18 protein-coding genes are annotated in these 25,220 nt (G+C 71.3%); 10 read left to right on the plus strand and 8 right to left on the minus strand.

Features of this window, described 5'->3' with window-relative positions:
• Positions 1 to 17: 17 nt before the first annotated feature.
• Positions 18 to 818, minus strand: a complete 801-nt coding sequence (locus tag P3T39_RS09115; protein WP_280696873.1) for a TIGR03084 family metal-binding protein — start codon at positions 816 to 818, stop codon at positions 18 to 20.
• 451 nt (positions 819 to 1,269) lie between these two features.
• Here P3T39_RS09115 and P3T39_RS09120 point away from each other — a divergent pair, with 451 nt between their 5' ends.
• Positions 1,270 to 1,929 carry a TetR/AcrR family transcriptional regulator gene (locus tag P3T39_RS09120; protein ID WP_280696874.1) on the plus strand — a complete coding sequence of 220 codons (660 nt, stop codon included), beginning with the start codon at positions 1,270 to 1,272 and terminating at the stop codon, positions 1,927 to 1,929.
• A 16-nt stretch (positions 1,930 to 1,945) separates the two neighbouring features.
• On the opposite strand, the gene P3T39_RS09125 is transcribed toward P3T39_RS09120, so the two are convergent.
• The 4 genes from P3T39_RS09125 to P3T39_RS09140 all read right to left on the minus strand — a co-directional run bounded on the left by P3T39_RS09125 (position 1,946) and on the right by P3T39_RS09140 (position 9,228).
• The gene (locus tag P3T39_RS09125; RefSeq protein ID WP_280696875.1) at positions 1,946 to 2,125 is read right to left on the minus strand and encodes a hypothetical protein; all 180 of its coding nucleotides are present in this window, start codon (positions 2,123 to 2,125) and stop codon (positions 1,946 to 1,948) included.
• 268 nt (positions 2,126 to 2,393) lie between these two features.
• Positions 2,394 to 2,981: a flavin reductase family protein gene (locus P3T39_RS09130; RefSeq protein ID WP_280696876.1), complete on the minus strand. Its 588-nt coding sequence runs from the start codon at positions 2,979 to 2,981 to the stop codon at positions 2,394 to 2,396.
• On the minus strand, positions 2,978 to 3,430 hold the full coding sequence (locus P3T39_RS09135) for an acyl-CoA thioesterase (RefSeq protein WP_280696877.1): 453 nt from the start codon (positions 3,428 to 3,430) through the stop codon (positions 2,978 to 2,980). The genes P3T39_RS09130 and P3T39_RS09135 overlap by 4 nt, the downstream gene beginning before the upstream one ends.
• Positions 3,430 to 9,228 (minus strand): type I polyketide synthase, encoded by a 5,799-nt coding sequence (locus tag P3T39_RS09140; protein WP_280696878.1) that lies wholly within the window; start codon positions 9,226 to 9,228, stop codon positions 3,430 to 3,432. Before P3T39_RS09140 ends, P3T39_RS09135 begins: the two co-directional genes overlap by 1 nt.
• Positions 9,229 to 9,512: 284 nt before the next feature.
• Between P3T39_RS09140 and P3T39_RS09145 the strand changes: the two genes are divergently transcribed.
• From P3T39_RS09145 to P3T39_RS09155, 3 genes are read left to right on the plus strand one after another with little or no spacing between them, the layout of a single operon-like run.
• Positions 9,513 to 10,484: a DUF1702 family protein gene (locus P3T39_RS09145; RefSeq protein ID WP_280696879.1), complete on the plus strand. Its 972-nt coding sequence runs from the start codon at positions 9,513 to 9,515 to the stop codon at positions 10,482 to 10,484.
• 43 nt (positions 10,485 to 10,527) lie between these two features.
• Entirely contained in the window at positions 10,528 to 11,511 is a 984-nt protein-coding gene (locus tag P3T39_RS09150; protein ID WP_280696880.1) for a DUF1702 family protein, read from the plus strand.
• Positions 11,508 to 12,872: a cytochrome P450 gene (locus tag P3T39_RS09155; RefSeq protein ID WP_280696881.1), complete on the plus strand. Its 1,365-nt coding sequence runs from the start codon at positions 11,508 to 11,510 to the stop codon at positions 12,870 to 12,872. The genes P3T39_RS09150 and P3T39_RS09155 overlap by 4 nt, the downstream gene beginning before the upstream one ends.
• A gap of 75 nt (positions 12,873 to 12,947) precedes the next feature.
• On the opposite strand, the gene P3T39_RS09160 is transcribed toward P3T39_RS09155, so the two are convergent.
• Positions 12,948 to 13,745, minus strand: a complete 798-nt coding sequence (locus P3T39_RS09160; protein ID WP_280696882.1) for an AraC family transcriptional regulator — start codon at positions 13,743 to 13,745, stop codon at positions 12,948 to 12,950.
• A 475-nt stretch (positions 13,746 to 14,220) separates the two neighbouring features.
• On the opposite strand from P3T39_RS09160, the gene P3T39_RS09165 reads away from it, so the two are divergent.
• The 5 genes from P3T39_RS09165 (at position 14,221) to P3T39_RS09185 (ending at position 20,607) form a co-directional block, all read left to right on the plus strand.
• Positions 14,221 to 14,790 (plus strand): DUF5987 family protein, encoded by a 570-nt coding sequence (locus P3T39_RS09165; protein ID WP_280696883.1) that lies wholly within the window; start codon positions 14,221 to 14,223, stop codon positions 14,788 to 14,790.
• Entirely contained in the window at positions 14,787 to 16,442 is a 1,656-nt protein-coding gene (locus tag P3T39_RS09170) for a GMC family oxidoreductase (protein ID WP_280696884.1), read from the plus strand. Before P3T39_RS09165 ends, P3T39_RS09170 begins: the two co-directional genes overlap by 4 nt.
• A gap of 49 nt (positions 16,443 to 16,491) precedes the next feature.
• On the plus strand, positions 16,492 to 17,505 hold the full coding sequence (locus P3T39_RS09175) for a carboxymuconolactone decarboxylase family protein (RefSeq protein ID WP_280696885.1): 1,014 nt from the start codon (positions 16,492 to 16,494) through the stop codon (positions 17,503 to 17,505).
• A gap of 202 nt (positions 17,506 to 17,707) precedes the next feature.
• A complete protein-coding gene (locus tag P3T39_RS09180) occupies positions 17,708 to 19,621 on the plus strand; it encodes an ASPIC/UnbV domain-containing protein (protein WP_280696886.1) in 1,914 nt (637 codons plus the stop codon).
• Positions 19,618 to 20,607, plus strand: coding sequence for an enediyne biosynthesis protein (locus P3T39_RS09185; RefSeq protein WP_280696887.1), 990 nt, complete (start codon positions 19,618 to 19,620; stop codon positions 20,605 to 20,607). Before P3T39_RS09180 ends, P3T39_RS09185 begins: the two co-directional genes overlap by 4 nt.
• A gap of 184 nt (positions 20,608 to 20,791) precedes the next feature.
• On the opposite strand, the gene P3T39_RS09190 is transcribed toward P3T39_RS09185, so the two are convergent.
• Complete coding sequence (locus P3T39_RS09190; protein WP_280696888.1) at positions 20,792 to 22,015, minus strand: putative PEP-binding protein; 1,224 nt, start codon at positions 22,013 to 22,015, stop codon at positions 20,792 to 20,794.
• On the minus strand, positions 22,016 to 23,899 hold the full coding sequence (locus P3T39_RS09195; RefSeq protein WP_348534323.1) for an FAD/NAD(P)-binding protein: 1,884 nt from the start codon (positions 23,897 to 23,899) through the stop codon (positions 22,016 to 22,018).
• 581 nt (positions 23,900 to 24,480) lie between these two features.
• On the opposite strand from P3T39_RS09195, the gene P3T39_RS09200 reads away from it, so the two are divergent.
• Positions 24,481 to 25,143 carry a TetR/AcrR family transcriptional regulator gene (locus P3T39_RS09200; RefSeq protein WP_280696890.1) on the plus strand — a complete coding sequence of 221 codons (663 nt, stop codon included), beginning with the start codon at positions 24,481 to 24,483 and terminating at the stop codon, positions 25,141 to 25,143.
• The last annotated feature ends 77 nt before the right edge of the window (positions 25,144 to 25,220 follow it).

The raw sequence follows: 25,220 nt of genomic DNA on the forward strand, positions 1-25,220 counted from the left end.
TTTCGGCGTGTGTGCGGCTACCGGCCGTCGGAAAACTGGCCGGGCGTCCGGCCGGGGCCGGCCGGGCCGCGGTAGCACTGGGCGATGTCCAGCCAGTGGTCGGCCTCTTGGCCCATCGCGGTGAGGGCGAGGTCGTCGCGGTGGCGGCGCCGGGTGGCCAGCAGGCAGAGGTCGACGGCCGGGCCGGAGATCCGCTGCTCGGCGTCGGCCGGACCGTGGACCCACAACGCGCCCGACGGCGCGGTGATCTCGAAGCGGAACTGCACCTCGGGCACGGCCAGCCCGCGCACGTGGTAACCGAAGTCCCAGACCCGCGTGACGAACTCGACCAGCGCCTCCAGCCGGTCGGTGCGCTCCAGCTTCACGCCCAGGGTGTCGGCGATGTCCTGGCCGTGCCCGAACAGCTCCATCATCCCGGCGGCGGCCAGCACCGGCGCCGGGATCTCCCGGACCAGCCAGGGCACCTTCCGGCCCACCGGCACCGCGGCCAGGGCCTGCTCGGCCCCGGCCCGCTCGGCCCGCCACTTGGCCAGCAGGCCGGACCGCGGGCCCTCCAGGTAGGGCATCAGCACAGCCTGGATGGCCGCGTTGAAGTCCGGCCCGATCTTGCCGAGTTGGGCCTCGAACAGGGCAGGCCGACCGGCCGCGGTGGCGGCCATCCGGAAGGTGGCGGCCAGGTGGGCGACCTGGTGCGCGATCGTCCACCCCTCCGCCGGGGTGGGCAGCTCCCACTCCGCGTCCTCCAGATCGGCCACCAGGTGGTCGACCTCCGCACCCTCGGCCACCAGGTCGGCGATGACATCCCTCGACACTGTCACGCGACGGTTCCTCTCGCTCGATGAGACCGGAACTTGTTCAACGCACCGTCAATTCATCGAAATATGACGACAGTTACAGTATCGGTCGCGCACGGCTCCGGCTCTTCTCCCCGACTGCTGATCCAGCGGCTCCAGGCCGGCGCACCAGGCACCGCCCGGCGCCCGCTGCCGACGCCCGATCAACCGGGCAGCGCCCGCGCAGAGCAGCACGAGGACCGCCTCCGCCGCATGCCGAGACACGATCCGGACCCTCGGCCGTACGGGCAGTGGACATCACATCTCCAGGCAGCCGGGGAAGCGCCGAGGGCAAACCTCCCGGCTTGCCGCGCCGGTGAGACCATGGGACGTCAACCGGGCGGCGCTTCTCGCAGCTTGCGCAGGTGGCGCGCACAGCACCCGTTCGCATAACGATGTCATGAATCCGGCGACGCGACGTGAAAAACTGTTCGACATGAGCCCGCGACGGTCAGACCCCGGCATTCGTACCGGACTTGTGGATGTCGCCGCCCGGCTGCTCTCCGAGCACGGACCTCGCGCCCTGTCCGCGCGGCGGGTCGCCGCCGAGGCCGGCAGCTCGACCATGGCGCTGTACACCCACTTCGGCGGCATGAGCGGGCTGGTCCGGGAGATGGTGCGGGAGGGGTTCGTCCGGCTGGAACAGCACCTCAGCGCGGTCGGGGCGACGGACGACCCGGTCGCCGACATGGCGCTGCTCGGCCGAGCCTACCGCCGCAACGCCCTCGCCAACTCCCACCTGTACGCGGTGATGTTCGGCGGCTCCTCGCTGGCCGGTTTCTCGCTCGGCGAGGAGGACCGGCAGGCCGGCCGCTACACCCTGCTGCACGCCGTCGAGTGCGCGAGCCGGTGCAGCGCGGCCGGGCGGTTCTCCGCGATCATCCCCGAACTGACGGCAAGTCAGATGTGGATCGCCGTGCATGGTCTGGTCACACTGGAGCTCGGCGGCTACCTGATCGATCCCCTCGACGCGGATCGCTGCTTCGAGGCCCAGCTCGTCGGCCTGATGATCGGGGCCGGGGACGAACCGGAGGCCGCCACCAGGTCGGTGGCGGCCTCCGGGCAGCGCCTCGAACACGTGTGCCGAGCCGAATGAAGGGGCCGGCTCGGCTTCAGCCGGTTGGCTCCGATTCCTTCCCGGCCGCGAGCAAACCCGCCTGCCGCTCGGTCAGTTGACCGTTCCGATACAGCCGGCGCACCGTGTCGGCCAACGCGCGGGCGACGCTCCGGGCGGGCAGCCCGGCGGTACTGGCGGCGGCGTGCACCCCGGTCGCGTACTCGCAGGTGTACACCGCGCCGTACTCCGCCGGGATGTGTCAGGGCCAGTACGGCTGGAGCAGTCCGACCAGGCGGCCGACCGGCAGCACGGCCCGGGCCGAGAGGAAGACGGTGGGCAGCATCGCGTCAACTCCTCCAGCTCCAGCAGTCGTTCCCCCAGCACCGGCCAGGCGGCGAGCACCCGGCTGGGCTCGGCTTCCGGCGTCTTGGCGGCCTGGCCGACGCCCGGCCTGGCGCTCGCTGCGGCCGGCCGGGCCCGCCGCCGGCCGCCGCGCCGCGCCGTCATCGGCCGTCCCAGCCGACCTGGTGGAAGCTGCCTCCCAGGAACAGCAGCGCCTCGGTGTCCGAGCTCCAGTCCGCCTCCAGCACCTCGCCGAGGAAGATCGAGTGGTCGCCGCCGTCGTGCACCTCGACCAGCCGGCACTCCAGCCAGGCGAGCGAGTCGGCGAACAGCGGCGCGCCGGTGTGCTTGCCCGGCCACCAGTCGACGCCCTCGAACTGGGCCGGGCCGCGCGGCCGCCGCCGGTCGGCGAAGTGGCGGGCGAGCCGCTCCTGGCGGCCGCCCAGCACATTGACCGCGAAGCACCGCGAGGAGACGATCGCCTCGTGCATCTCCGCCGTCCGGGCCACGCAGCACAGCACCATCGGCGGTTCGAGGGACACGGAGCTGAAGGCGTTGGCGGTCATCCCATGCGTGTTCTCGCCACCCGTGGTGAGCACCGTGATCCCGGTCCCGAACCGGGCCATCGCGTCCCGCAGCGCGCTGCGCCCGGCGCTGTCCCGTTCGCGGACCGGCCGCGGCTCCCAGGGCGGCGGCCAGCCGCCGGACAGCTCGGTCACCACGGCGCCGCCGATACCGTCGTCGCTCACCGCGCCCTCCCCGCCCCTGCCGACCCGGTCGCGTACGGCGCCAGGGCCTGCCGCAGTTCCTCCGGCACCCGGGCCGGGACGGTCGCGGTGTTCGGGCCTCGCATGCAGGCGATCCGCTGGCGGCCACGGGCGACCAGGTGTTCGCCCGCTTCGGTCATCCGCACGTACTCGAAGCTGAACTGGATCTGCGTCTGGGTCAGTTCGTCCAGCCGCATGCGCACCGACAGCTCGTCGAAGGCGGTGATCTCGGCGAAGAACTCGCAGTCCACCTTGAGCGTGAAGAGCTTGAGGTCGTCCTGGAGGTCGACCAGCACGCCCGGCGCCTTCTCCTTGAGGAACATCTCCCGGCAACGCCCTTGCCAGCGCAGGTAGTTCACGTAGTAGACGTTGCCGACAAGGTTGGTCTCCTCGAAGCCCACCACGTGCCGGATCTCGTAGTAGTCGGCCATCAGCGTGCACCTCCGGTCAGCCCGGTACCGATCAGGACGGCGAACATCACCGGCTCGGGCCGGTCGTTGACCGTGGTGACCCATGTGGCGATCCTGGCGTCCCCCGCACCGAGCTCCACCCAGCCGTCCGGGTGGACTCGTTCCAGGGTGACCGCCTGGGTGGTCGCGCCGGTCTTGCGCAGGCACTCCAGCGCTCCCCACAGCCTGGTCCCAGCCGTCGAGGCGGACTCACCGGTCTCGGCGACCAGCAGATCCCGGACGGCGAGCAGGCCGGCCGGCAGCAGCCCGGCCCAGTCCTCGGCGGAACGCTCCACCACGCTTTCCGCATCGCAGCCGAGCCGGCCCTGCCCGACCACCGCGAGGGTCAGCCCGGCGGCGTGCGACGCGGAGACCACCGATCCGGCCAACTCAGGCATCCCGTCGGGCCGGTGGTGCAGCTCGACGGGCCGTCCGAGCGCCCGGCCGACCGCCAGCTCGGTCTGGGCGCGCCGGTCGGCCCCGGACTCGGGCTCCACCACGACCGCGCGGCTGCCGCCGAGCACCCGCTCCAGCGAGCGCTCCAGGTAGGAGCCGAGCAGAGAGGGCACCCACGGGCCGGCTCCGTCCCGCTTGCGTACGGCGCGCAGGGTCAGCCCCTCCCAGCGCTCGACCAGCCGGCCGTCGGGGGTGCGCACATCGAGGTCGTAGACGTAGCTGTCGCCGTCCTGCGCGCGCTCGCGGGCGTCGAGCAGCACGTACTCGGTGTCCTGGTCGGCCGGGTCGGCGAGCCAGAGACGCTCGATGCTCTGCGGCAGCAGGGTGGCGTCCGGGACACAGCACTGCAGGGCGTGCATCATCGCGTCCCGGGTGCCGGGGTCGGCCAGGCGCTGCTGCTGGGGCAGGAAGGCCGCGAACCAGGCTGCGGGCGTGCTGGTGGAGATCTCCGCCAGGGCGTGCCGGGCCGCGGCCCTCCGGTAGGCCAGCAGCCGCTGGAACCGCTTGCCCTGGAACAGCACGCCGCCATAGAGCTCGGCCACCGGGTCGACCGGGACGGCGGGCAACTGCGCTTCGGCAAAAGCCCGTTCGCTGATCGGCTCCGGGCGCGGGAAGCGCAGGCGGGCGCGGAAGTGATCGGCGGCGTAGCCGGTCTCCTCGCTGCGCAGCACCACCTCGACCGTCTCCGGGTCCCGGACCAGGGCCGCCAGCCGGATGGTGGTCGAGCTTCCAGGCCGCACCACGACCGGCCGGCGGAACTCGACGTCCTCCAGCAGCGGCGGGCCGTCGTGCCCGCCGACCGCGGCCGCGACCTGGGTCATGGCCTCCATGCCGAGCACGGCCGGGAAGAGCAGGTCGCCCTCCAGCAGGTGATCGCTCAGGTACGGGTCGCCGCCTTCGGAGAGCTCGGCCTCGGTGACCAGCTCGACGCCCGGGTAGTGCACCGCGACGCGTTCCACGAAGCGGCCCAGCGGCAGCTCGGCACCGGACAGGTTGAGCGTGGGAAGTCCGCCCGTCCGGCCGCTGACCATAAGTACGGGCCCGGCCGAGGGGTCGGCGAGCACCCGGCGCAGGATCTCGATGCCGTTCTCGGTGGAGATCGGGGTGATCCCGGTGCGGGTCAACGCCTCGACCACGCCGAGTCGTTCGCCCATCCCGGCGCCGGACCAGACCGACCATTCCAGGGCCAGCGCCCGGGTCTGCGGGTGGTCGCGCTGGAAGCGCACGGTCAGTTCGGTCATCCAGTCGTTGGCGGTGGCGTAGTGCGCCTCACCGCGCAGGCCCGCCCGCCCGATGATGCTGCCGAAGGTGATCAGCAGCTTGATCCGGTCCTGGTCCACGGCGGTCAGCACGTTCCGCAGGCCGGTGATCTTCGGGGCCAGGGTCTGCCGGAACTGCTCCGGCGTCAGGTTGGTCAGCGCGGTCGGCTCGTTGCGTCCGGCGCCGTGCAGCACGGCGGTGACCGGCCCGAGCGCGGCCTCCATCCGCTCGACCGCGGCGGACAGCTGCCCGGCGGAGCCGACATCCGCGCGCTCGTACCGGTAGCGGATCCCGGCCGCCGTGAACCGCTCAAGGTTGGCCGCGAGTTCATCGTCCGCGCCGGGGTCGGCGCGGCCGATCAGGGCGAGGGCGGCGCCGGAGTCCCGGGCCATGGCCAGGGCGCACTCGGCGGTGATGCCCTTGCCGCCACCGGTCACCAGCAGCACGTCCGCGGCCCCGAGTGGGGTGGCAGCCGGCTCCGCCGGGCGGAGGGGAAGGGCGGTGAGCACCGGGACGGTCCGGGTGCCGTCGGCCTGGTAGCGGACCTCGGCGTACCCGGCGGTGGCGGCCGCCTCGGCGACCACCTGGGCCACGGCTCGCTCGACGGCTCCGGCCGGCTCGGGGTCGGCCAGGTCGACCACGGTGACGGGCGTGTCCGGGGACTCCAGGTGCAGGGCACGGGCGAGGCCGGCGGCACCGAGCCCGCCCTGCACCACGACCAGCCTGGTCCCCTGCGGTGCGGCGAGGACGTCCCGGGCGGCGGCCAGCAGGAGCTCGACCTGGTCGGCGCCACTGTCGGCGGGCAGGCAGAGCAGGACACCACCACCGATCCTGGCCGCCGCGAGCGCGGCCCGCAGCGGCTCGGCCAGCGGGTGACCAGGGGTGGCATGCACCGCCCAGTCCGCTGGGGCCGCGGTACCGGCGCGCGGTGCCTCGACCGGCGCGGTCGCGACGTACTCGAGCGCGAACGGCCGCACCCACGGCGCCACGCCCGGCAGCTCGTCGGCCGGGCTCTCACCCTGCTCCGACTCCTCGGCCAACTGGTCGATGATCTCGGCCAGTTCGCCGAGCCGGACGGTGGCGAAGTTCGGCGTCGCCGCGAGCACCGGCAGACCCAGCGCCTTGGTGGCCGAGTTGACGATCTGTCCGACCGTGATGGAACTGAGGTGCAGGTCGTCCAGCGGGTGGGTGTGCGCGGTGACGGCCTCCAGCGGAAGCTCCACCCGCTCGGCCACCAGGCGGCGCAGCAGTTCGAACGCCGACTCGCCGGCGCCTGCGGCTTGTTCGGCCTGTGCGGGGGCGTTCTCGTCCGGGGCCGAGCGCCCGAGGTCGCTGGTCGGCGCGGCCTCGCACGGGCTGGCCAGGAAGACCGGCTCCCGGTCCAGGTCCAGCGGGCGGACCAGCCGGTCGGCGAACAGAGCGGCCGTCCGCACCGGCGCACCCGCGGCGTACGCGGCGCCGAGCACCCGGAGCAGTGCGGTCAGGGACGCGCTGTCGGTGTCGGTCGGCAGCACCGGCCGGCCCGGGGCGATCTCCGCGAGCAGCCCGGTGAGCACCCGGCCCGGCCCGACCTCGATCACCAGGTCCGCCTCGGCGGCGGCCTTCGCGGCGGCCTCGTGGAACCGCACCGGACACAGCACCTGGTCGCGCAGCAGGGTCCGCAGGTCGGCCGACGGGTCGACGGGCTCCCCGGTGACCGTGGAGAACACGGTACGCACCGGCCGCGCGAAGTCGAACTCGGCCAGCCGGTCGGTCATCGCCTCGGCGGCGGGCTCGACCAGGGGCGAGTGGAAGGCGTGCGAGACGTTGATCCGGGTGGCGGTGACGCCGGCGGCGGTGGCGGCGCGGCAGACCCGCTCGACCGCGTCGGCGGCGCCGGAAATCACGGTCTGCCGGGGGCCGTTGTAGCCCGCGATCACCACGTCCTCGCCCGCGGCGAGCCGCCGGGCCTGGTCGGGGTCGGCGGCCAGGCCGGCCATCGCGCCGCCGCCCTGGCCGGCGGAGGCCATCACCCGGCCTCGTACGGCGGCGAGCCGCAGCACCTGGCCGGCGTCGAGCGCGCCACCCCAGTGCAGGGCGGTCAGCTCGCCCAGGCTGTGGCCGACCGCGGCGTCCGCCCCGATGCCCAGCTCGGCCAGCACCCGCAGCGCGGCCAATGAGCCGCTGATGATCCGGGGTTGGGCGACCTCGGTGGCCACCTGGTCACCGCCGACGGGCAGTTGGGCGCTGCGGTAGACCTCGTCCGCCGCCGCGAAGCGCCGGCGCATGGCGCCGACGGTGCCGCGCCCCGAGCCCTGGCCCGGGAAGAGATAGGCGATCCTCGGGGCGGCCTCGGGCCGGCCCAGGTAGACGCCCTCGGCGCAGACCAGCTTCCCGTCGAAGCCGTCGTCGAGCAGACCGCACAGGCGCCGCAGGCCGCGCTCGGCCTCCTCGGGGGAGGAAGCGACCAGGGCCGCGCGCAGCGGCCGGTCGGCCAGCTGCCCGGCCAGCTCCGCTGCCAGGTCGGCGAGTTCGGCGTAGGAGAGCTTGGCGGCCACGGCGCTCAGGCGGTCCGCCCGCTCGCACAGCTCGGCGGCGTCGGAGGCGTCCAGCAGCAGCAGTTCGGCGTCCTGGCGTCCGGCGACGAGCGCGCGGGTGCCGGGGTCGAGCTCGGCGCGGCGGGCGGCGCCCGGGGCCTGTTCGACGGCGACGTGGGTGTTGATGCCGCCGAAGCCCATCGCGGAGACGCCCGCCCGGATCGGCTGGCCGGCGGGCCACAGGCCGGCCTCGCGCGGCACGTAGAGCGCGGCCTCGTCGCCGAGCAGGCCGGGGTGCGGGTCGTGGTGGCCGGAGGCGGGCGGGATCACCTGGTGGTGCACGGCCAGCGCGGCCTTGATCAGGCCGGCGACTCCGGCCGCCGCCTTGGTGTGCCCGAAGTTGCCCTTGACCGTGCTGAGCGCGGCCGGGCGGGCGGCGGGGTCGGCCGCGCGGCGGGCGGCGGAGAGGGCGGCGATCTCGGTGGCGTCGCCGAGGGCGGTGCCGGTGCCGTGCCCCTCGAAGTAGGAGACCGTCTGCACGCCGTACCCGGCGCGCTGGTAGGCGCGGGCGAGCGCGAGCCGGTGGCCGTCGGCCTCGGGCCGGGTGATGCCGCCCTTGCCGTCGGAGGAGACGCCCCAGCCGGTGACCGTGGCGTAGATCCGGCGGCCCTGGGCGAGGGCGTCCGCCTCGCGCATCAGCACCAGCATGCCGGCGCCCTCACCGGGCCAGAAGCCGTTGGAATCGCGGTCGTAGACCTTCATCTCGCCGGTGGCCAGCGCGCCGGTCTTGGCGAAGCCGATCACCTCGAAGGGGTCGATGGAGAGGTCGACGCCGCCCGCGACGGCCAGGTCGAGGTCGCCGCGCGCGAGCGCGCCCGCGGCCGTGGCGACCGAGAGCAGCGAGGATGAGCAGGCGCCGTCGACGGTGTAGCCGCCGCCGCCGAGGTCGAAGTAGTTGCAGATCCGTCCCGCGATGGTGTTGGCGAGGCCGCCGGCCAGGGTGTCCTCGTCGATCTCCGGAAAGGGCGCCTTGTACCGGCCTTCGAGTTCGCGGAGGAAGTTCCCGGTCTCCTCCTCGTCCCAGCCCTTGGCCTGGAGCGCGGCGGCGACCGTGCGGCGGACGTACGGCCAGCGCAGCCGCGTGATGTTGGCGCGGGAGAACTCGCCGGTGAGGCTGTTTCCGATGACCACGCCGGTGGTCCGGTTGGGCAGCCCGGTGCCCCCGGGGAATCCGGCGTCGGCCAACGCGCGGGCGACGGTGTCCAGCGCGAGCCAGTGGGTCAGATCGGTGGAACGGTAGGTGCTGCCCGCCACCTTGTACGCGATGCGGTCGAACTCGAAGTCACGCAGGACCGCCGCCTTCGTGGCGTAGAAGCGGTCCGGTGCGGCCGGGTCGGGGGACCAGTAGTCAGCCTTGTTCATCCGCTCGTCGGGAAGCTGCCGAAAGGCCCGGCGACCGCCGAGGACGTCCTCCCAGAGTTCCTCCGGGCTGGCCGCCCCCGGGTAGCGCAACCCGATTCCGACGATTGCGATCCGATCGTTTTCCATGTATTCATCGCCTCCGAACTTGGCCAGTCGAATGACCTGGGGAGTTCGGATCGAGCATGCCTCCTGCGGGCCGTGCCGAGCTTCTTCCAGCATGCTTTCCATCGGCATTTGCCAGGCGGACTTTACATAACAGGGTTATCACACGGTTATTGCATAACGCCGTAATTTTCGCGGGGCGGCAGCACGTCCGCCGCGACCAGCGCAAGAGGGGAGAAGCGCGGCAGCGGGCGCGACGCCCAGCATGGAGAGTCCGCCACCCCTCACCGCAAGGGCAGGAGACGATCGTGCCGACACTGCTCGGATCATTCCGGCGACTGGTACTGGCCCCGCAGCTCGCGGAGGTGACGTTCGCCCGGCGCGGCTTCCCGGTCACCCCGACCGAGGCCACCCGGCGCCTGGAGGCCGTGCCGCAGGCGGTGGTCTGCGGCTTCGAGTGGGGCATGGACGTCCGCGACCAGTGGGAGATCGAGCGCCGGCTGAGCCTGGTCGAGCCGGAGCAGCGCGGCTTCGCGTACGAGGGTGCGGTGATGGCCTTCACCGTCCTGGACGCCACCGCGGGCGGCACCCGCACCCGGGACCTGTTGCTCGGTCCGGGCCAGCCGCACATCTTCCTGGCGTACATCGGCATCGGCTTCGCGATGGCCCGGCTGCCGCGGCCGCTGTGGAAGAAGGTGCTGCCGGACCTGTCCGGGACGCCGTACCACCCGGTCATGAGCTGGCTTGCGGTGGACGGCTACGCCTTCGACCGCGCCTACTTCGACACCGAGCGCTGGGTGGACCGGCAGTACGTGCCGGCGCCCTACCCGTGGGAGGGTGCCCGCGAGTACTTCCCGCGCGCGGTGGACCAGGGGATCGGGCGCGCCCTGTGGTTCATCCACGGCGCGCACCCGGACCAGGTGGCGGCGGCGGTCGGGAGGTTCGCCGGGCACCGGCGGCCCGACCTGTGGAGCGGCGTCGGGCTGGCCGCGACCTTCGCCGGCGGCTGCCCGAACGAGGGGCTGGCCGTGCTGCGCGCGGCGGCCGGCGAGCACCGGGCCGAGCTGGCCCAGGGAGCGGTCTTCGCGATCCGGGCCAGGGAGTACTCCGGGCATGTGCCGCCGCACTCGGCGGCCGCCATCGAGGTGCTGACCGGCCGCTCGGTCGAGCAGGCCGTGAAGATCGCGGACGACGGCGCCACGTATTCCGGCGACGGTTCGCGGCCCGCCTACGAGCTGTGGCGGAGCCGGGTCCATCGCGAGTTCTCCGATCTCGACTGACGGATTTCCGGAACCCGTCGGCAAACCCTGGAAGGAGCGAGCTGTGCCGAACTCCTGGCGTACGCTAAGGCGCCGGATGCTGACCCCGCACACCCGGGAAACCCTGCTTGACACCCGCGGTTTCCACAAGAAAGGCCGAGCTTCACAGGAACTCCTGGAAACCGTCGGCCGGACGTTCCTGGAGGGCTTCGGCCACGCGATGGAGGCCCGCACCCCGGCCGAGGCCGAGGAGCAGCTGGAATGCATCCCGACCCAGTTCCGCGGTTTCGCCTACGAGGGCGCCGGCATGGGCTTCGCGATGCTCGACGGCCTGCCGTTCGGCGGCCGGGGTTCGGTCGACCGGTTCCTGGCCGGACGCGGCGACCGGCACGTCTACATGGTGTACGTCGGGATCGGCTGGGCGATGGCCCGGCTGCCCAGGTTCCGCTGGCCCGACATCGACCGGCTCGACCCGCTGCTGCGCTGGCTGGTCCTGGACGGCTACGGATTCCACCAGGCGTACTTCCACACCGACCGCTACGTCCACGGCCAGCACCAGGACACCGGACTGCCCTGGCCGGCGCACGACCACCCCGGTTACGTCGGCAACGCGATCGACCAGGGCATCGGCCGGGCCCTGTGGTTCATCGGTGGCACCGAGGCCGACCTGGTCGCCACCATGATCGAGAAGTTCCCGGAGCACCGCCGCGGCGATCTCTACAGCGGCGCCGGACTGGCGGCCGGCTACGCGGGCGGCGCGGAGGAGGACGAACTGCTGGTGCTCCGGGAACGTGCCGGGGTGCACCGGCCGATGGTCGCCCAGGGCAGCGCCTTCGCCGCCGAGGCGCGGATCCGGGCCGGGCTGCTGGTGCCGCACACCTCGCTCGCCACCGGGATCCTCTGCGGCATGACGCCGGCCGAGGCGGCCCAGGTCACCCATGACGCCCGTCCCGTCGGCTCCGCACCCGCCGGGCTGCCGGCCTACGAGGTCTGGCGGCGGCTGATCGCCGAACAGTTCGCCGCGCTGGGAGGTGCCGGCCGGCCATGACGACGCACGATACCGTCCGGCCGATGCCCGGCCCCGCCCGCCGGGAGATGCCCGGCCTGCTGCGGCAGCTGGTCGGCGACCGGCTCGCCCTGATGACCTCGGCTGCGCGCCAGTACGGTGACGCCGTCCGGATCCGGATCGGCCCGAAGACCCTGTACTTCTTCAACCACCCGGAGCACGCCAAGCGGGTGCTCGCCGACCACGCGGCCAACTACCACAAGGGCATCGGCCTTCAGCAGGCCAAGCGCGCCCTCGGCGACGGTCTGCTGACCAGCGAGGGCGCGCTCTGGCAGAAGCAGCGCAAGGTGATCCAGCCCGCCTTCCAGGCCAGGCGGATCGCCAAGCAGGCCGGGATCGTGGCCGAGGAGGCGGGCAAGCTGGTCGCCCGGCTGCGGACGTTCGAGGGCGGCGGGCCGGTCGACGTGGTCAAGGAGATGACCGGTCTCACCCTCGGCGTGCTCGGGCGCACCCTGCTCGACGCCGACCTCGGAGCCCTGACCGGGCTCGGCGAGGCGTTCGAGGCCGTGCAGGACCAGGCGATGTTCGAGATGGTCACCATGGGCACGGTGCCGATGTGGGTGCCACTGCCGCACCAGCTGCGCTTCCGCCGGGCCCGGCAGACCCTGCAGCAAGCGGTCGACCAGCTGGTGGCGGACCGCGTGGCACGGGGCGGTGACCTGGCCGAGGGGGAGGACGCACTCGCCCGGCTGGTGCTGTCCACCCGCGCGGAACCGGACCCGCGAGTCGGCGTCCAGCGGATGCGGGACGAGCTGACCACACTGTTGCTGGCCGGGCACGAGACCACGGCCTCGACGCTCGGCTGGACCCTCTATCTGGTGGACCGGCACCCCGAGGTGCGCGAGCGGCTGCACGCCGAGGCGGTGGAGGTGCTCGGCGACCGGTTGCCGGAGTACCAGGACCTGCACAGGCTGACCTACACCATGCGGGTGGTCGAGGAGGTCATGCGGCTGTACCCGCCGGTGTGGATCCTGCCGCGCCAGGCCCAGGCGGACGACGAGGTCGGCGGGTACCGGGTACCGGCCGGCGCGGACGTCCTGATCTGCCCGTACACCCTGCACCGGCATCCGGAGTTCTGGGACGCGCCGGAGCAGTTCCGGCCGGACCGCTTCGACCCGGAGCACTCCGGCGGACGGCCGCGGTACGCGTACATCCCGTTCGGCGCCGGGCCCCGGTTCTGCGTCGGCAACAGCCTGGGGCTGATGGAGGCGGTGTTCACCATCGCGCTGCTCTCCCGTGAGCTGCGGCTGAGCCTGGTGCCGGGGTACCGCGTGGTGGCCGAGCCGATGCTCTCGCTCCGGGTGCGCGGCGGGCTGCCGATGACGGCACACCCGGTGAGCTGACGTCCCGACACGCCGAAACAGCGGTGCGGCCGGAGTTCCGGCCGCACCGCTGTTTCAGCGGTGCGAAGCCGGCGCTCAGACCGCCCAGGCGCTCACCTCACCGCGCCAGACCGCCTCCGACCGCACGTCGAGCAGGGCCAGCAGCACCGGCGGATCCAGGGTGCGCATGGCGCGGAAGCGGAAGTCGATCGGCAGCACCGGCACGTCCGGGCGCACCTCGATCGGGCCGACCGAGCCGACCGACACCTGCTGATCGGGCATCAACTGCTCGCCCAGCGCCTTCGGGACCGAATGGCCGAGCAGATGCCAGCTGCCGGGCGGCACGTCCTCGAGCACGAAGGGGCCCGGCCTGGTCAGTACCGTGCAGCGCACCGGTCGGCCCTGCGGGATCCGGCCCGGGAACAGGCCCAGGAAGATGAGCCCGAGATCGCCCACCACCGGCGCCCGTACCTCGCCGCGCAGCGTCGTGCTCCGGCCCTCGCGCGCGGCCGGCTGACTCTGCGTCCTGATCTGGGTGGTGAACCCACCGAGTTGGCGGTAGGCGGTGGGCGAGACGCCCACACTGCTGGTGAAGCGGGAGCTGAAGGTGCCCACGCTGGTGTAGCCCACGCGGTGGCTGATTTCGGTCACGGTCATTCCCGTCGCGATTAATAATCGCTTCGCCTCCTGGAATCGGAGAGCGGACAGGAAGCGGCGCGGGGAGACACCGGTGACCCGCTGGAACTCGCGCGAGAAATGGAACTTGCTGTACATCGCGGTGCGTGCCATGTCGTCTATCGTGAGCGGCTCACCGATATTCGCACTCATGGCCTCCACAGCGCGGACGACGGCCTGCTCGATCGCCGACTTCGTGGTGGTTCTGGGGTCGTCCATCGAACCTCCAGTGCAGGGATGTCCGGAGAGGTGACGACTTCCCGCGAAACGCTCCAGACCGATGCCTCTCGGACATGGTGCGTCCGAGAACCGCTCATCGGCCCTCGACCCGAAACATCACAAGTCCCTCGCATGTGACCGGAGTTAAGCGCTTCGGGGTCGATCGTTGAGTCGAGACCGTATCAGTCCGGTTGTGATCGAGCAACCACCGATAGCGACCATACTTGTAAGTAACTTGATCGGACGGCCGCTGCCGCGAAGGCAGGCAGCAACACGGAAGATGCAGCCTGCGTGCCGCATCCGGACGATGGAGGCTGCGAAGCCGTACCGGGCGGGAAACATCCGGCCAGGGCATCCGCCGCACGGGGCCGAAATCTTTTTCCGATTCCTGTCGGTTTCAAACTTCGGTCCGGCGAAAACCCGGCGCGCGCTCCCTTTGCCATTGCGGCATCGCCGATGTACAGGAGGAAAGCCGTTGTCATCCGGCACTTCAGAGGAAGAGCAGGCCAGGACGATCACTCTGGAAGCGTTCGCGGACACCATCGTCCCTGGCGAGAAACGCTCCCCCACCGACCGGGCCGTGGCCGGCGCGGCCGAGGGTGGTGGCGCGGTGGCCGCCGGTGCCATCGAACTGCTGGAACTGCCCGGGACGGGGCTGGCCCCCGATCTGCCCAACTTCGCCACCGCCCTGAACGCGCACGCCGAGACGTACGCGGCCGAGCAGGACCTGGCCCTGGACGGTTCCGTGCCCCCCTTCGTCTCGCTGTCCTTCGCCCACCGCACCGAGCTGGTACGGCGGTTGACCGCGATCGCGCACCCCGAGCGGCCGCTGTGGGTGCTGCTGGCGCTGTTCTGCAACATGGCCTACGACACCGGCGCCCACCGGCACACCGCCGAGGCCATGGCGGACGGCCACCCGGGGCTCACCGCCATGGGCTTCGGCAAGCCGGACACCGACGGCCTGTGGCGGTTCTCGGACTTCACCTACGGCCGCCGGCTGGCCAACTCGCACCCGCACACTACGGCTTCAGGGAGCCCGGCATGAGCAGCAGCGAGCGCACCGACGTCCTGGTGGTCGGCAGCGGATTCGGCGGCGCCATCGCGGCCTACCATCTCGCCGCGGGCGGCGCCAAGGTCGTCGTGCTGGAGCGCGGGCCCTGGCTGAAAGCCGACGAGTTCGAGCACGACTTCCTGCTCGGCTCGTCCTACACCCGGATCTTCGACTTCGTGGTCGGTGACGGCATGAGCCTGCTCGGCGGCAACTGCGTCGGCGGCGGCAGCGTCGTCTACTTCGCCGCCATGCCCCGCGCGCCGCGGTTCGTCTTCGAGCGCCGGGGCAGCATCGGCCGGCGGATGTGGCCCGCCGCGATCAGCCGCGACACCCTGGACCCCTGGTACGACCTGGTGACCGACGCCCTGCCGATCACCAAGCAGGACTGGAAGGACGTCAGCTTCGCCGGCGGCCTGTTCGCGGCGGCCTGCGACCACGCCGGCCGCACGGCCAACCCCGTCCCGGTCGCGGTCGACAACACCAGGTGCACCAACTGCAACTGGATGATGGCGGGCTGCCGCTTCGACGCCAAGCGCTCCCTGCTGCTCAACTACCTGCCCGGCGCGCTCGCGCACGGCGCCGAGATCCGGCCGCTGCACGAGGTCCAGCGCCTCGAACGGACCGACGACGGCGGCTACCGGGTGCACTACAACGTGGTGCACGACGTCGACTACCGGGAGCAGGTCGGCAACGGCGTCATCGAGGCCGAAGTCGTGGTGCTGGCCGCCGGCGCGGGCGCCACGCCGGTCATCCTCAAGCGCTCGGAGGCCGATCTCGGCCCGATGCCGTACGCGGTGGGCCGGTACTTCTCCGGCAACGGGGAGCGGCTCAACACCGCCGTCATCAACGAGGAGAAGGCCGCCGAACTGCTCGGCCTGGACCGCGGCGACGGCCGGGCGTACGCGGCGAACCAGATCGGCAAGGGCCCGGTGGTCGCCAGCTGGGACAACCTGGACGGCGACCTGCCCGAGTACCACCGGTACTCGCTGGAGCAGCTGTACTTCCCGCCCGGCTTCGGCACCATCCTGGCCCAGGTGCCCGATGCCGCCGGCCCGTCCTGGTTCGGCGTGGAGAAGAAGGACCTGGTCCGGCAGTGGCAGTCCTGGCTGACCGTCTTCACCATGATCGAGGACGACAACGAAGGGGTCTTCGGCCCGCCGCCGCCCACCGGCAACGCCACCCGGATCTCCCAGCAGATGCTCGGCCACGGCCCGCTCAGCTACCACCCGACGCCCAACACGCTGCGCGCCTGGGACGAGACCGACGCCGCGGTCAAGTCGATCCTGGAGCGGGACGGCCTCGCCAGGGTGACGCCGTGGACCAACGATCTGGTCGGCGCGTACACCGTCCACCCGCTTGCCTCCTGCCGGATCGGCGACGACCCGGCCACCTCGGCGCTGGACGACCGCCATGAACTGCGGGGCCACCCGGGCATCTTCGTCACGGACGGTTCCGCCGTGCCCGGCGCGCTGACCGTCAACCCGGCGCTCACCATCTCCGCGCTCGCCGAACGCGCGATCCCCGGCATCGTCCGGGCCGCGCAGCAGCGCGGCGTCAAGGTCAGCTACGGAGCGCCCGGCCCGGGCGGGGACACCGGCGCGCGGCGCACCGTACTCCCGCTGGCCGCGAAGCAGCTGCGCGGCTGACCAGGCGCAGCGGATGCACCCGGACATCGGTCAACCGAAGGAGACGACGATGGCTGGAGCAGTCCTCCGGTCGGCACTGCGGCGGTCGCTCGGCCAGGTCCGCCACGTGTCCCCCGTCCGGGTGCCCCGCGCCGGGGAGCGCGTCGGCCGGATCTACGCCGAGCTGGAGCGGGAGTTCGGCATGCTGGCGCCTCCGGTGGCCCTGCACTCCCCTGCACCGGAGGTGCTCGCGGCCTGCTGGATGCTGCTGCGGGAGACCCTGGTCGCCACCGGCTCGGTCGACCGGGCCGTCAAGGAAGCGGTAGCGACGGCGGTCTCCGGCGCCAACTCCTGTCCGTACTGCGTCGAGGTACACGGCATGACGCTCCGTCAGCTTCTGGACCCGGCCGGTCCGGAGCTGGGGGCGGTCGCCGAGTGGGCCCGCTCGGGCGGCGCCCGGCCGGCGCCGTTCCCCGCCGCGCACGCCCCCGAGCTGGTCGGGGTCGCGGTGACGTTCCACTACCTCAACCGCATGGTCAACATCTTCCTGCCGGAGAGCCCGCTCCCCACCGGTGCGCCGCCCGCGCTCCGGACCCGGGCCACCGGCCTGCTCGGGCGCTTCCTCGGGCCCGCCGCCCGCCGGCACTGGGCGCCCGGCGGATCGCTCGACCTGCTGCCGTCCGCCGCCCTGCCCGCGGACCTCGCCTGGGCCGCCGCCACGCCGAGCGTCGCCGGCGCCTTCGCCCGCGCGGCCGCCGCCGCCGAGTCGGCGGGCGCGCGAACGGTCCCGGAGCCCGTCCGCGGACTGGTCCGCGCCGAACTGGCCGGCTGGGACGGCCGGCCGAAAGGCCCGAGCCGTGCCTGGGTCAACGACGCCGTGGCCGGCCTGCCGCCCGCCCAGCGCGCGGTGGGACGGCTGGCGCTGCTCACCGCCCTCGCCTCCTACCAGGTCGACCAGTCGATCGTCGCGGACTTCCGGCAGGAACGGCCCGGCGACACCGCGCTGATCGAGCTGACATTCTGGGCGGCCTTCGCGGCGGCCCGCGAAATGGGTACCCGGCTCACCGCACCCGCGAATTCCTGACGCGGTCAGCACAACGGGAGAAGCATTCGCCCGGCCGCCGAGACATTCTTGAATCGGCTATTTCTGAGCCAAGTTCGTGGGGGCACGTTCCAGCAACGATCCATCACATTGTCAATTTCCGCACGGAGAGGTGGCTGTGTTGTATCGAGAGCGAATTCGCAGGCTGATTCCCGGCCTGGCAACCGTGGTGGTGGCGACCTCATTGTTCATTGCCACCCGGGCCTCGGTCGCCGTGGCCGGCACCGAGGAGACCGCCACGCAGTACGCGTTCCAGGAAATGCCCATCGCCATGCCGGCCGGGTACGACTCGCAGCCCATGCGCACGGTCCGCGACGTGAACCCGTCCTACCAGAAGATCCGCTCCTGGGTCTCCTCGGTCGGTGCCGGCATCGCCATCAACGACCTGACCGGGCACGGCCTCGCCGACGGCATGTGCATCGTCGACACCCGCACCAACCAGGTCGTGGTGACCTACACGCCGACCGCCCGGGAGGCGGACCGATTCACCCCGTTCGTCCTGAACCCGGCCCCGCTCCCGGTCGATGACACCATGGCGCCCACCGGCTGCACCCCCGGGGACTTCACCGGCGACGGCCGGATGGGCCTGCTGGTCACCTACTGGGGACGGACCCCGATCCTGTTCCTGCCGAAGGCCGACGCCACCACCCCGTCCGCGACCTCGTACGTCCCGCGCGAGCTGGTGCCCTCGACCTCCGCCGACGGCCGGTACCACGGCCCGCGCTGGAACACCGACGCCGACTACGTGGGCGACCTGGACGGCAGCGGGCACCCCTCGATCGTGATCGGGAACTACTTCCCCGAGTCGGATGTGCTCGACCCGCACGGGCTGAACAACGTGCAGATGAACAACTCGCTGTCCAATGCGAAGAACGCCGGCGGCGACCATGTGCTGCGCTGGGTCAGCGCGGCCTCGGGCACCGCGCCGCAGGCCAACTTCGTCGAGGAGAAGGACGCGATGTCCTTCAACGCCTCCAGCGGCTGGACGCTCGCCATCGCCGGCGCCGACCTGACCGGCGAGGGCCTGCCCGACTTGTACATCGCCAACGACTTCGGGCACAGCCACCTGCTCTACAACCGGTCCACGCCGGGCCACATCCGGTTCACCGAGGCCACCGGGCAGCGCACCGCGACCACACCCAAGTCCTTTGTGCTCGGCAAGGGTTCGTTCAAGGGCATGGGCGTCGACTTCGGTGACCTCAACCACAACGGCAAGTTCGACATGATGGTCAGCAACATCACCGAAGCCTGGGGCCTGGAGGAGAGCAACTTCCTCTGGATCAACCAGGCCAAGGACAACGCCGACATGCGCCGCCAACTGAGCAGCGGCGTCGCGCCGTTCACCCAGGAGGCGCAGCAGAAGGGCGTGGCCTGGACCGGCTGGTCCTGGGACACCAAGATGGCCGACTTCCGCAACTCCGGCAACCTCGAGGTGCTCCAGGCCGACGGGTTCGTCAAGGGCCGCACCAACCGCTGGCCGTGGCTGCAGGAGATGGCCATGACCAACGACGACCTGCTGTCGAACCCCGCCATGTGGCCCAACGTCCAGCCCGGCGACGACATCTCCGGCGACGACGCGATCGCCTTCTACGCGAAGTCCGCCAACGGCAAGTACGTGAACATCAGCAAGCAACTCGGCATCGCGGTGCCTACGCCGACCCGCTCCATCGCGACCGGCGACACCACCGGCAGCGGTCTGCTCGACTTCGCCGTGGCCCGCCAGTGGGGGCCGCCGGCCTTCTACGCCAACAAGTCGCCGGACCCGGGCCACTACCTGAACCTGCGGCTGTACCGCCCGGCCGGTGACAACGACCCCGAGATGGGGCTGGTGAACACCGGCACCCCCGCCTACGGCGCCACTGTGCGGATCACCACGCCGGCCGGCTCCCAGGTCTCGCAGCTCGACGGCGGCAGCGGCCACGGCGGCTTCCGGAGCTTTGACGTGCACTTCGGACTCGGCGGCTACCAGGGCCCGGTGACCGTGCAGCTGTGCTGGCGGGACAACAGCGGCGCCATGCACGAGCAGTCCGAGCAGCTCACCCCTGGCACCCACTCGCTCATGCTGACCAGTGCCGCCAAGGAGGTTCCGAACCGATGACCGCAGCCTCGACGACCGCCGCGTCCCCCACACCGGCCAAGCGCGACCCGCGCTACCTGGCCCTGCGGAACTTCGCGATGTCCATCACCGTCTTCAACATCTTCGGCTACACCCTGCTGGGCTTCGAACAGCCCTGGCTGTGGCCGATCATCTCGGTGCTCTTCGCCTACACCGTCGAGATCGTCTTCGAGCTCATCAGTGCCTGGGCCCAGCGGCGCACGGCCCGCTTCCTCGGCAACGGCATGCGCGGCGTGTACGAGTTCCTGCTGCCGGCGCATATCACCGGCACCGCCATGAACATGCTGTTCTACGGCAACAACCAGCTGCTCCCGGTGCTCTTCGGCGTGTTCGTCGGCGTGGCCGGCAAGCACGCGCTCCAGGCGCCCATCGCCGGCCGGATGCGGCACTTCATGAACCCGTCCAACTTCGGCATCACCCTCTCGCTGCTCTGCTTCGGCTCCTGGGCGAGCATCGCCCCGCCGTACGAGTTCACCGAGAACGCGAACACCTTCTTCCGGGTCGCCATCCCGCTGATCATCGCGACCGCCGGGACCGTGATCAACTCCATGCTCACCAAGAAGGTCCCGCTGATCGTCGGCTGGCTCGGCGGGTTCGTGATCCAGGCGCTGCTCCGGCATTGGATCTGGCACGTCGCGATCTTCTCGGCCCTCGGTCCGATGAGCGGAGTCGCCTTCGTGCTGTTCACCAACTACATGATCACCGACCCGGGCACCACGCCGTTCAAGGGGCGCAACCAGTTCATGTTCGGCGCGTCGGTCGCCATGGCCTACGGCGTCCTGATGCTGTTCAACGTCGTCTACACCCTGTTCTTCGCGACCAGCCTGGTCTGCCTCCTGCGCGGCCTCGGCTGGTGGGCCGCTCATCTGATCAAGCGTCAGCGCAACCAGGGCAGCTCCGGCGCCGTACCGGCCGCCCACCCGGCCGAAGTCGGCAACCCCCAGGGCCCCAGGGCCATGGCAGCCTGATCCCGCCTCCGCCGTACGTGCGCCCACTCGGACGCACGTACGGCCTGCTTCCTGGGCCAGGTGCACCCCGGGCAGCGCGGGCCGGTCGTAGAACCTCACCCGGCGGGCGAAGTCCTCCAGGCTCACGTCCCACTGCGGGGCCCAGCCGACGCACGAACGGCTGCGCCCCGTCCTGCCGGCCTGGTCAGGGTTGCGACTGAAGGAGCACCTGCTGGAGTTCGGCGGTGCACATCATGTAGCCGTCCGGGGCCGGCAGGCGTTCCAGGTAGTGGGCGAGGTCCGCACCCAGCGCGAACACCCTCACCGGGGTACCCGCGGCACGCGCGGACTCCACCACCCTCCGCACTCCGTCCATGACGGCCGGGTGCCGGGTCTGGTAGGAATCGGCCACCAGGTGGTTGCTCCGGTCCGCGGCGAGGTAGAACTGCACCAGGTCCTTCGTGCCGACGAACAGCTCGCTGGCGCCCGCGGCGCAGATCGCCGTGGTGGCGTGCACCGCCGCGGGCGTCTCGATGAACGCGGACACGGGCACGTCGACCGGCAGCTCAAGGCGCGCCCTGAGCTGGGCGAACTCCTCCGCATCGTTGAGGAACGGAACCGAGAGGTGCACTCGGCCCGCATCGACACCGAGCTGCTTGCGCAGGGACCCGAGCACGGCGTGCAGCGCGTCCCCGTAGGAGGTCGAACCCAGCAGCCAGCGTGCGCCGTGCAGGCCCAGTTCGGGGTTCGGTTCGACCGCAACCGGGGCCAGCTCGGTGACGCCGGCGGCGTGGTCGGAGCGGAGGTCGAGAAGCCTCAGGACCAGCCGTTGGCCGGGCAGGAGCGCCTCGACGAAGGTGCACAGCCGGTCCGCGACGGCCCGCCCGTAGACCGCGATGTCTGCAGGGCCGCCGTCCAGGGAGTCGAGCGGACGCAGGCCCGCCGCCAGGCAGAGGAACTCCTCCCGGATGAAGAAGGAGTCGACCCGCTTCGCGTTCGGCCCGCACGAGTTGATCGTGTGGATGTCCTGCAGGTCCGCGATGACCGCACACGCCGAGCCGAGATCGTCCAGCGAGGAACTCCCGGCCCCTGAGCCCGGGGCCCCGGCACTCGTGTCGGACCCGATGACGATCGACTGGCTCTCCAGGTGCAGCGTCACTTCGCCGACCAGGTCGGCGAGATCCGCCTGGTCGACGCGGAGCACGGGTATTCCCCTGCCACGGCAGATGGACTGCATGTGGCCGGTCAGCCCGCCCGAACTGCAGACGACCGCACGCGCCACCACGATCGCTTCGTACAGACCCGCTTCGAGGGAAGGGGCGACGAGGATGGATCCGTTGAGTGGACTTCTTGTGCGGTTACAGGTACCTCGTAACACACTCTGTGTACCACCGGTTAATAGGGATCCCTGAATCCGTCGCCCGTTCAACTAGTCCTCCAGATATTCGGCGTTCGCCATCCCCAGTTGTCGACGCAGCTGCCGTGGCGTCACGGAGACGTCAGTGAGTCGTTCGACGGCGGCCCGGTTGACGACCGCCCTCATCAGGTGGTCACGCCGGGAGGCATCCATCGGAAGGGCCGGAAGTTCGCCTATGTCCCGGATACAGGCGCCCAACCGGGAATCGAGCAGTTCCCGCTCACTTCGAGCACGCGTGGCCAACCTCCTCACCTCCAGGGCCACAGCCTCCTCGAATCCGACCAGGGCCGCTTCCTCTATATTGCCGACATGGCCATGGTATTGAGCCATGTCTTGAGCCAGACCGTCTTCATGTAGTTCCAGTTGCTCGATCGCGCGCGCGGCGACCGCGATTGACTGGTTCTTGATGGCAGCGAGATTGAAGGCGAACGCGCCGGTTCGGCCGTTCCGCACGATCTCGTCGCCCTCTCTCAGCACGCCGACTGCGGAGATCGGGCCGGCCGGCTCCCCGCCGGGGCTCAGCAGCGCCCCCTGTTCGTCGACCTCCAAGCCGCGCCCGGTGCGCTCGTGGGGTACCGTGATCCCCCTCCTGAGGAGATTCCTCCAGAGCGACTGGCCGACCCTGCTGTAGTCCGACTCCCTTCCGAAGTTGGACACCACCAGGTCGGCCTCGATGGCGTGTTTCTCCTCCGGCGCCGCGACCGAGACGACCAGCCGCCCCGACTCCGTCGGCGTGATCCCCTCCACGTTGCCGACGACCAGCTTCACCGTCCCGTCCGCCGGATGCATCGCGCGCTCGATGATCGCCATGGTGTACTCCACCGCGCCGACCCGGAACGCGGCTATCGCGGTACCGAACTCGTCCAGCAGGCGTCGCAGTTCCCCGGAGGGAATCCGCTCGATGGCCTCGGGAAGATGCGGCTCCCACGCCTTGGCGACCCGCTCCGCAACCACCACCGGGTCGACTTCGGGGTGGTCCCGGACGACCGTCGAGCACGCCGTCTCCCACTCGGCCCGAACCCGGGCAAGGAACTCCTCACGATTCCGGTACGGCTCCAGCAGTGCTTTCGGGCAGGGCAGTTGTAACACTCCGTGCTCGTGGCCGCCGGGGTATGTCCGGAACATCGTCCCCGTCTTGGAGATCAGATGGATCCTCCCGGTGTGGCCCTGGCGCAGCAGAAGACCCGCCGAGTCGTACGCGCTCAGCACGGATCCGACGATCGCGACGGTCGCCTCGGGTGGGAGTGCCACGAGCTTCCGGACGCCGGCCGCGGAGTACGGGTTCCGCACGAAGGACGCGTGCGCGAGTGCCTCGGCGGCGAAGGGCGGCTCCCTGAGTTCGAGGCCGGTCGCGAGAACGACGTGTTCGGCGAACAGCACGGTCGGTTCCGGGCCCTGCCCGGCCTCGAGACCGCTCGCAGACAGCTGTCGCACCGTCACCTCGACCCCTGCGGAGCGTACTTCCATGTCGACTGCCTCGCCGTCCGCTTCGACAAGTCCGACGCCGGGACAGGCTTCCCGCCTGGCCTCGGCCAGCCGATCGATCAGGTAGTCCTGGAAGATCCGTCGGGGCGCCGGGCCCTGCTCGACGAACTCGAGCTCGGCCCAGGGCGCCGGCCAGTCCCGGCGGTCGGCCTCGAGGTTGGCCCAGCGGACGAAGTCGTGGACGTCCTCCCGGAACACCGACATCCGACCCGCCTGGATGTTGAACACATGGTCCCAGGGGTTGCCGTCCCGGTGGTAGGCGACGCCGGCGGACCGGTAGTCGGAACGCCGCTCGAGCAGGACGATCTCGAGCGGCCTGCGCGCGAAGCGGAGCAGTCGAATCGCCGTGGCGGTGCCGGCCAGGCCCGCCCCGACTATGAGCACTCTTGGGCATATGCCTGTTCGACTCATGGTAAAGCCTCCCCGTTGAACGGTGGGAACCCGGCTCTGCTGTCTCACGCCGGGCGCAAGGGCTGCTGACGGAGTGTGACTCCGAATGAAAGAAGTGCTGTCCGGACCGAGGCGGTCCGTCCTTTCCAGGGACTGATCACCGGCAATGCGGACGCGGATTGTCCGGGCACAAGGCTAGGGGCAATGCCGGTGACTTCAGGTCCTGTCGTGCTGGGCGATGATGGGTGTTGCTGGTTCTGGTGGTGGCCGGTTGCGGTGTTGGGCGCGTCTGAGGGGCCAGTTGGACATCTTGCGTTTGATGACGCGGGGCAGGCCCGTTGACGTCGTTCGGGTAGCAGGCGTTCGGTGATCTCAGCCAGGGTGCGGGGCATGGCCTGGCCGGAGTGGGATCCCCACAGATCCGGGAGGTCGCGTGGAGGAAGCCCAGGTGCCCGCCGGCGCCGCCGGCCTCGGAAGTCGGCGGGAAGCGCGAGGCGGATCGGCTGCGGCATTCGGCTGCTCCCCGGTGGCGAATCACTAATATGAGTCAAGCTCATGTCAGTTATTCGCTCGCGGAACGCCAGATGCGGCACAGTGGACGCATGAAGGCGCAGACGGACGGTCAGGAACGGACCGAAGCACGTAACGCGACGCGTCGTCGGCCGGTGCAGCGGCGCAGCCTCGAGCGCTACGAGCGCCTGCTCGACGCCTGCGCGGACCTGCTGGACGAGCTCGGCGCCGGAGCGCTCACCACCAAGGAGGTGGCCCAGCGCGCCCAGGTGCCGATCGGCACCCTCTACCAGTTCTTCTCCGGCAAGGAGAGCCTGCTCGCCGCCCTCGCCGAACGGAACCTGGACCGCTATCTCGACCGGCTGGCCCGCCGTCTGGACGCCGAGGCCCCACAGGGCGTGGGCGGTTTCGTCGACCTGGCCGTCGAGGAGTTCGTCGCCATGAAGCGCGCCGTGCCCGGCTTCGGCCACGTGGACTTCGGCCTGGTCGAGCGGCTCCCCGAGGGTGTCAGCGACGACCTGCACCTGCTGGACGACGACCTCGACAACAACGCCGCCGTCGCCCTGCGCCTGAAGACCCTGGCCGGTGGGCTCCTCGACACCCCCGGCTTCCCGGTCGCGCTACGGGTGGCGATGGAGTGCGCCGACGCCGTCCTCAAGCTGGCCTTCCGCTGCGACCCGGACGGCGACCCGGCCCTGATCGCCGAGGCCAAGCGCCTGCTCCGCTGCTATCTGGCCGACCACCTGCCGGCCTGATCGCACCCGGTCCGGCCGGGCCGCAACCGGAGCACGGCATTGCGGCCATCCGGATCACGCCGCACAGTGGAAGACGG

It is taken from the genome of Kitasatospora sp. GP82, from assembly GCF_029892105.1.
Taxonomy (GTDB): Bacteria; Actinomycetota; Actinomycetes; order Streptomycetales; family Streptomycetaceae; genus Kitasatospora.